Source organism: Micromonospora parva (assembly GCF_000718515.1).
Lineage (GTDB): Bacteria > Actinomycetota > Actinomycetes > Mycobacteriales > Micromonosporaceae > Micromonospora > Micromonospora parva.
In genome coordinates this window covers 62,334-68,744 of sequence record NZ_JNZS01000033.1, presented here as the reverse complement: position 1 = coordinate 68,744, position 6,411 = coordinate 62,334, and the positions used below count along the sequence as shown (strand labels likewise).

Annotated in this window: 8 protein-coding genes; 7 read left to right on the top strand and 1 reads right to left on the bottom strand. The window is 70.3% G+C overall.

Features of this window, described 5'->3' with window-relative positions; all coding sequences use genetic code 11:
* From IF22_RS0129965 to IF22_RS0129940, 6 genes are all read left to right on the top strand, one after another.
* The coding region (locus IF22_RS0129965; RefSeq protein WP_030337694.1) for a non-reducing end alpha-L-arabinofuranosidase family hydrolase at positions 1–250 on the top strand (250 nt) is incomplete at its 5' end.
* 212 nt (positions 251–462) lie between these two features.
* Complete coding sequence (locus tag IF22_RS0129960) at positions 463–963, top strand: GNAT family N-acetyltransferase (RefSeq protein ID WP_030337693.1); 501 nt, start codon at positions 463–465, stop codon at positions 961–963.
* A 101-nt stretch (positions 964–1,064) separates the two neighbouring features.
* Positions 1,065–1,679 carry a dihydrofolate reductase family protein gene (locus tag IF22_RS0129955; RefSeq protein ID WP_030337692.1) on the top strand — a complete coding sequence of 205 codons (615 nt, stop codon included), beginning with the start codon at positions 1,065–1,067 and terminating at the stop codon, positions 1,677–1,679.
* Between the two features lie 61 nt (positions 1,680–1,740).
* Positions 1,741–2,415 (top strand): DUF6891 domain-containing protein, encoded by a 675-nt coding sequence (locus IF22_RS34065; protein WP_051708870.1) that lies wholly within the window; start codon positions 1,741–1,743, stop codon positions 2,413–2,415.
* 123 nt (positions 2,416–2,538) lie between these two features.
* On the top strand, positions 2,539–3,432 hold the full coding sequence (locus IF22_RS0129945) for an SGNH/GDSL hydrolase family protein (protein WP_030337690.1): 894 nt from the start codon (positions 2,539–2,541) through the stop codon (positions 3,430–3,432).
* A gap of 144 nt (positions 3,433–3,576) precedes the next feature.
* Positions 3,577–5,013: a serine/threonine-protein kinase gene (locus IF22_RS0129940; RefSeq protein WP_051708869.1), complete on the top strand. Its 1,437-nt coding sequence runs from the start codon at positions 3,577–3,579 to the stop codon at positions 5,011–5,013.
* 126 nt (positions 5,014–5,139) lie between these two features.
* On the opposite strand, the gene IF22_RS0129935 is transcribed toward IF22_RS0129940, so the two are convergent.
* Complete coding sequence (locus tag IF22_RS0129935; RefSeq protein WP_374224345.1) at positions 5,140–6,117, bottom strand: glycoside hydrolase family 11 protein; 978 nt, start codon at positions 6,115–6,117, stop codon at positions 5,140–5,142.
* Here IF22_RS0129935 and IF22_RS36250 point away from each other — a divergent pair.
* Positions 6,116–6,238: a hypothetical protein gene (locus IF22_RS36250; RefSeq protein WP_256443362.1), complete on the top strand. Its 123-nt coding sequence runs from the start codon at positions 6,116–6,118 to the stop codon at positions 6,236–6,238. The genes IF22_RS0129935 and IF22_RS36250 overlap by 2 nt on opposite strands.
* Positions 6,239–6,411: the final 173 nt, after the last annotated feature.

Below are 6,411 nucleotides of genomic sequence, written 5' to 3'. Positions count from 1 at the left end.
CACCAGCCTGGGTGGTTCGTGGACGCCGCAGGCCACCAGTGAGAGCAACCCGTTCGCGGGTAAGGCGAACAGTGGTGCGACCTGGACCAACGACATCAGCCACGGTGAGTTGCTGCGGACCAGCGCTGACCAGACGATGACTGTCAACGCCTGCAACCTGCAGTTGCTGTATCAGGGTCGGTCGCCGAACTCGGGTGGTGACTACGGTCTGCTGCCGTACCGGCCGGGTCTGCTGACGCTGCAGCGCTGACACGATGTGATCACGCTCGACTGACAGGGAACGGGCGGGCTCGGCAGGACGCCGAGCCCGCCCGCGCCACGCCACGTGTGGTGCACCTCTCGCGACCGGCAACCGGTCGGTTCCCGCCGTTCCGACCGGTGCTGACAGCCGTGCAAGGATGGTGTGTGAGCTGCGAATCCACGACGTCGCCGGCGGTCGGTCCCACCGCCTTCCCTCTCGTTGTGAAGGGGGAGGGGATCGTGCTGCGCGACTGGCTCGACGCGGATCTGCCGTCCATGCCGGGCCTCTTCGACGCGCCGGACATCGCGGCGAACACCGACATCCCCTCTCCGTTCGACGCGGACGCCTTTCTCAGCAGGATCCGGCGACGCCGCGCACAGGGCGTCGTCGACCTGGCCGTGACGCGCGACGGCGGGGAGCCGCTCGGCCTCGTCGCGCTGCACGTGGCGACCGGGATGCTCGGGTACGCCATCGGCCCGGCCCACCGCGGCCGGGGTATGGCGTCGCGTTCGCTGCGGTTGATGACGGGGTTCTGCCACGAGGAGCTCGGCTTCACCCGACTACGGTTGTGCATCGTGCAGGGCAACGTGCCCTCGCAGCGGGTCGCCGAGTCCGCCGGATACCTCCGAAGCGACGATGACGTCGTCGAGAGGACGAACGGGTTGGGGCAGTCGAAGCTGCTCGAAACGTGGCACTGGCTCGCTCCCGTGACGTCCGGCTGACAAAAAGACGGGACACGACACGCGTCATCGGGGCTGTCGGTGGCCGACGAGTTTGGGACGATGCGCCGGTCGACATCACCGACGCGAAGGGATCTCCCGCGATGGCAAAGGTCATCTCCACGCTGTTCATCTCGGCCGACGGCGTGGCCGAGATCGACCCTGACTGGCACTTCCCGTACTTCGACGAGAACATGGGACGCGCCGTCACCGAGGACTACGACACCGCCGACGTGCTGCTCATCGGCCGCGAGACGTACGACAGCTTCGCCGGGGCCTGGCCCGACCGGGAGGCCGCCGGTGGTGAAGACGCACCGTTCGCCAAGCAACTCGGCGACATGCGCAAGGTCGTCGTCTCGCGTCAGTCGCTGGAGTTTTCCTGGCGCAACTCGGAGCTGATCAACGGGGACCTCCTCGACGCCGTCAGCGCGCTCAAGGCCGATGCCGGCGTCCGGGGCATCCTCATCCCGGGGTCGATCTCGGTGGTGCAGCAACTGCTGGCCGCGGGCCTGGTCGACGAACTGCGCCTGCTGGTGCACCCGGTGGCCGCGCGCAAGGGCCGCAGGCTGTTCGACGAGGGCGACGCGGCGTACCACCTGCGGCTCGTGGCTTCGGAGGCGTTCCCGACCGGGGTCCTCCGCGTGATCTACGCCCCGGGCACGGCGCCGACGCCGGTCGGCTACGACGAGGTCAAGGATCAGGTGCCGGCCGGCAACTAGGGCGTTCCTGGCCGGTCGCTCGCGGACCGGGATAGTCGTACGCCCATGTGAAGATCTCGTCGTGACTGAGTGGACGTACAACGACCGCCCCGAGGGCGTCAGGTTCCTCACCGATCGGGTCCCTGAGCCGGGCCGCACCGCCGTCGACGACGAGCTGTGGGGCTGGGTGGTGCGGGGTGAGAGCGACCCGGACGAGTTCGTCGACGTCTTCGACGACCCCGACGAGCGGTGCGGTGCCACCGACGACGACCTCAGGACGGCGTACGAGGCGGCGTTGGCGTTTCGGCGGGAGCAGCAGCGCGGGTGGGGTGAGGTGCGCGGCAACCTCACCCGTGCCTTCGCCGAGCTCAATGAGCTGGGGGTGTTGGCCCGGGAGGATTTCAGTTGCTGCGGCACCTGCGCGAGCGCCGAGATCCACGACGAGCGGGACGACTCCCGCCACTGGCACGGGTTCCTCTGGTACCACCAGCAGGACACGGAGTCGCTGATCGCAAGCGAGGACGGCGAGGTCTACCTCGGCTACGGCGTCTATCCCGCTGCCGACTTCGACGAGGTCGCCTATGCCGCCCTGTCGGAGGCCGAGCAGCAGGCCAGCTACCAGGCCGACCTGGAACGACTGCTGGACGAGGTCGCGTTTCCGGTGCTCCGCAAGCACGGCATGCGGGTGGAGTGGAACCGTAAGCAGTCCCGGCGGATCCGGGTCACCGGCGCCCGATGGTATGCGCCGCTGGATTGACGGCTACCGATTCGTCCCACACTCCGGACGGGTGTTTAGTGAGGCCGATCGATATTGACGGGGGCGGTCGGCGGCGACAGGATCTCGGGCACCACCACCCCTGATCCCCTCCTGGGAGCCTCCATGACCCGTCCCCGCCTGCCCCGGATGCGGGCAGCCACCCGGTTGGCCGCCCTCGCCCTCGCCACCGCCGGTGTGCTGCTCACCGTCGCCACCCCCGCCAGCGCGGCCGTGCCCACCGGCCGTTACGTCGCGCTGGGCGACTCGTACACCTCAGGCCCGCTGGTCCCCACCCAGATCGACCTCAACTGTCTGCGGTCCAACCGCAACTACCCGTCGCTGGTGGCGGCGTCCGCCGGCTCGTCGTCGTTCGCCGACGTGAGCTGCTCCGGCGCCACCACCGACGACATCCTCTACGGCGGTGGCGGCGCACTGGGCATCACGCTGCCGCCGCAGCTAAACGCGGTCACCTCGAACACCTCGCTGGTGACGGTGCAGATCGGCGGCAACGACATCGGCTTCGCCGGCATCATCGGCGACTGTGCGGAGGCCAGCGTCAGCAGCCCGCTCGGCTCGCCGTGCAAGAACCGGTACACCGCCGGAGGGGTCGACCAGTTGCAGGCGCGGATCGTCGCCGCCACGCCGAAGGTCACCGCCGTGTTGCAGGCGGTCCGGCGGGCCGCCCCGAACGCGCGGGTGGTGGTGCTCGGTTACCCGGCGATCCTGCCGGACACCGGTTACGGCTGCTGGCCGGTCGTCCCGATCGCCTACCAGGACGTGCCGTACCTGCGTGGCATCGAGAAGTCGCTCAACGCCATGCTGGCCGGCGCCGCGAGCGCCAACGGCGCCACCTACGCCGATGTCTACACCCCGTCGATCGGCCGCGACGCGTGCAAGAGCAGCGGCACCCGGTGGGTCGAGGGTCTGGTGCCGCAGAACTCGGCCGCGCCGTTCCATCCCAACGCCCGGGGTGAGCAGGGCATGGCCACCGCCCTGCTGGCCAGGCTGAACAGCTGACCGGACCCGGTTGAGCCGGCCCCGTCGGAAACGGCGGGGCCGGCGCAGCACCGTCGGCGCTGACGGTGCTTCCCGACGCGGCACCACCACCCGAGGCGACGTCGCGGTGCTTGAGATCGCGCAGTCCGGGGTACCGAACGTGTCATGCCGAGCGTGGGGCAAGTCATCGGAGGCCGTTACCGCCTGGTCGAGAGCATCGCCAGCGGTGGGATGGGTGACGTCTGGCGGGCGGTCGACGACACCCTGGACCGCTGCGTGGCGGTCAAGATGCTGCAACCTCGGCTGGTCGCCGACGCCGGCTTCGGCGAGCGCTTCCGCCGCGAGGCGCGGGCCATGGCGGCCCTGCGTCACCCGGGCGTGGCCCAGGTCTACGACTACGGCGAGGTGTCCCAGGCCGACGCGCCGGTCCTCGCGTACATCGTGATGGAGTGTGTGCAGGGACAACCCCTGTCGGAGCGGATCGCCGAGGTCGGCCGGCTGGGGGTGGCCGAGACGATGTCGATCGCCGCGCAGACCGCCCGTGCGCTTCAGGCCGCACACGACGCCGGCCTCGTGCACCGGGACGTGAAGCCCAGCAACCTGATCATCGAGCCGGACGGGCACGTCGTACTCGTCGACTTCGGCGTCGCGGTGACGCCGGAGGCGGCGAGCCTGACCGGCACGAACCAGGTCGTCGGCACCGCCCACTACATGGCCCCCGAGCAGATCACCAGGAACGAGACCACCTCGGCGATCGACATCTACGCGCTCGGTGCGGTCGTCTACCACTGCCTCGCCGGTAGGCCCCCGCACCAGGGCGAGCACGTCGTCGCGGTGGCGCTGCGCCATCTCGAGGAGGAGCCACCGGCGCTGCCGGAGGACGTTCCGGCGGAGGTCCAGCGCCTGGTCGCCACCGCGATGGCCAAGGAGCCGACCCGCCGTTTCCCGACGGCGGCGGCGATGGCCACCGCCGCGCAGACGCTCGCGGAGCCGTCCGATGAGTTGGTGCGGACGGCCGTCGGCGCGCCGATCGCGGCGGCGGCCGGGCGCTTCCCGGCCCGGCGCTCGGTTGCCGGCGGCGCGGCGAAGCGGTCGGGGGGCCCCGGGCCGAAGGTGCTCGCGGTGCTTCTCGGATCGATGGCCGCCGCGGCCGCCGTCCTGGTGTTCGCCGATCCCACCGGCATGATGCCGGGCCCGGCCGGGCGATCGTCGACGCCACCCGGAGCGCCGTCCTCGGTGTCGCCAACGGCGCCCGCGCAGCAGGAGCCCGGGCCCGGCGCCGGCGGCGGTGAACCGGCCAACCGCGGTTCAGCAGGCGTGCCGGTGCGTGCGCCCGGATCGCCGACGCCCAGCCGTTCGGCGGGCGACGGGGCGGCGGGGCGACCGACACCATCCAGCACGAGCACCTCGGACGCGCCCGGACCCACCACCTCCGAGAGCCCCGATGCGGAGCCGACGACCGACCCGACCGGTGGAACAACGGCGCCATCCTCGGTGGCGCCGACCGAGGCACCAGCGGCCGACAGCGAGGAATCCGACGACACTGAGGAATCGCCGGAGCGGGAGACGGTGGCCGGCGAGAGCGCCGCGCCGCCGGTCTAGCGGACGGCGGCGACTGTCACGGCCGGGGCGCGCCCGTCGGGACCGTCGAGGCGTGGCGGCCGGGTACCTCTCTGGCGTGGCGGCCGGGGCCGCCACGCCAGAGGTGGTGTCAGGTGGTGCTCAGCGTCAACTGGTACGACAGGTGACCGTCGGCCAGGTCCAGTTGCCGTTGGCCATGATCGTCACACCGAAGTTGTTGCCGTTGCCGTTCGGCGTCGCGGTGACAGTGCCACTGTTGCCGTTCACCGCGGCGTTCCAGCTGTTCTGGATGCTCTGGCCGCCACCGAGGCCGAGGCTGACGACCCAGTTGTTGGTGCCACTGACCGCGACGTTGAGGTTGAACCGGTCACCCCACTGCTGGCCGGCGGAGAGCGTCGCGGTGCAGTTGCCGGTCCCCGGGTTGCCGGTGGTGGGCCCGGACGTCGGGTTGCCGCTACCGCCCTCCCGGACGGTGATGTCGGAGCTGCCGCTGCTCTGGTAACCCTCGGTGGCCATGATCTGGTAGCTGTGGTTGCCGAGGTTCAGGCCGGCGCGGGCCCAGGCGTCGAAGTGGTTGGCGGTGGTGATGGTGCCGCTGGAGCGCTTCTGCTGGCGGACGCTCCAGTACTGGTAGAACGTCTGGGTGCCGTCGATCGACGGGGCGTTGACCCGCTGGCTGCGGAGGATGTCGTAGGTGCCGCCGTCGGTGGTGACAGTGCCCAACCGCTGGGCGCCGCTGCTCGGGTTGTAGCTGCCGAAGTTCTCCACCACGTAGTACTCGACCAGCGGGTTGCGGGTCCACCCGTACAGGGCGAGGTAGGTGTTGTTGTTGCCCGGGTTGTAGCTGCCCGAGTAGCTGACCGTCCGTCGGTTGCCGGTGGCCCAACCCTTGCCGCCGACCCAGTTGTTGGTGCTCCGGTCCCAACTGCTGGTGTACCGGCCGTCGGCGCGCAGCGTCATGCTGGCGTTGCCGCTGTCCTTCCAGAACGAGAAGTAGTACCCGTTGTGCGTGCCGGTGAGGTTCGAGGTGAGCGTCCGGTCGGCCTCGGCGTACGCATTCGTGGCCGTCATCGTGCCGGCGACGGCCAGGACGGCGGTGCATGCGGCGCCGAGGAGCAACCGCATGCGGCCGCGACTTCTCGGTCTGGTGTGGCTGGTGTCGGTCATGGAACTGTTGCCTCCTCGTGACGGCTGGCGGGGGGCCAGCGGCGCGGTACGCCTCGGCAGGCTGCCGGTGGTCGGGTAAGGGCCACGGCGTCATACCGCTCTGGTGGTGGGGCCGGTCGTCCTGCACGACGACCGGAGAAGTGGGTCGCGGTGGTTTGGTGCTGACGACGATTGAGCGCCGTCGATGGCGACCGTATGACCCGGTCCACGGCTTGTCAACAATTTTCGGAAACACAATGGCAACACAGCCGT

What these genes read in the sequence shown, in the direction of transcription:
- IF22_RS0129935 (WP_374224345.1), bottom strand. Translation starts at nt 6,117, where the DNA reads ATGCGGTTGCTCCTCGGCGCCGCATGCACCGCCGTCCTGGCCGTCGCC.
- IF22_RS0129940 (WP_051708869.1), top strand. Translation starts at nt 3,577, where the DNA reads ATGCCGAGCGTGGGGCAAGTCATCGGAGGCCGTTACCGCCTGGTCGAG.
- IF22_RS0129955 (WP_030337692.1), top strand. Translation starts at nt 1,065, where the DNA reads ATGGCAAAGGTCATCTCCACGCTGTTCATCTCGGCCGACGGCGTGGCC.
- IF22_RS36250 (WP_256443362.1), top strand. Translation starts at nt 6,116, where the DNA reads ATGCGGCCGCGACTTCTCGGTCTGGTGTGGCTGGTGTCGGTCATGGAA.
- IF22_RS0129945 (WP_030337690.1), top strand. Translation starts at nt 2,539, where the DNA reads ATGACCCGTCCCCGCCTGCCCCGGATGCGGGCAGCCACCCGGTTGGCC.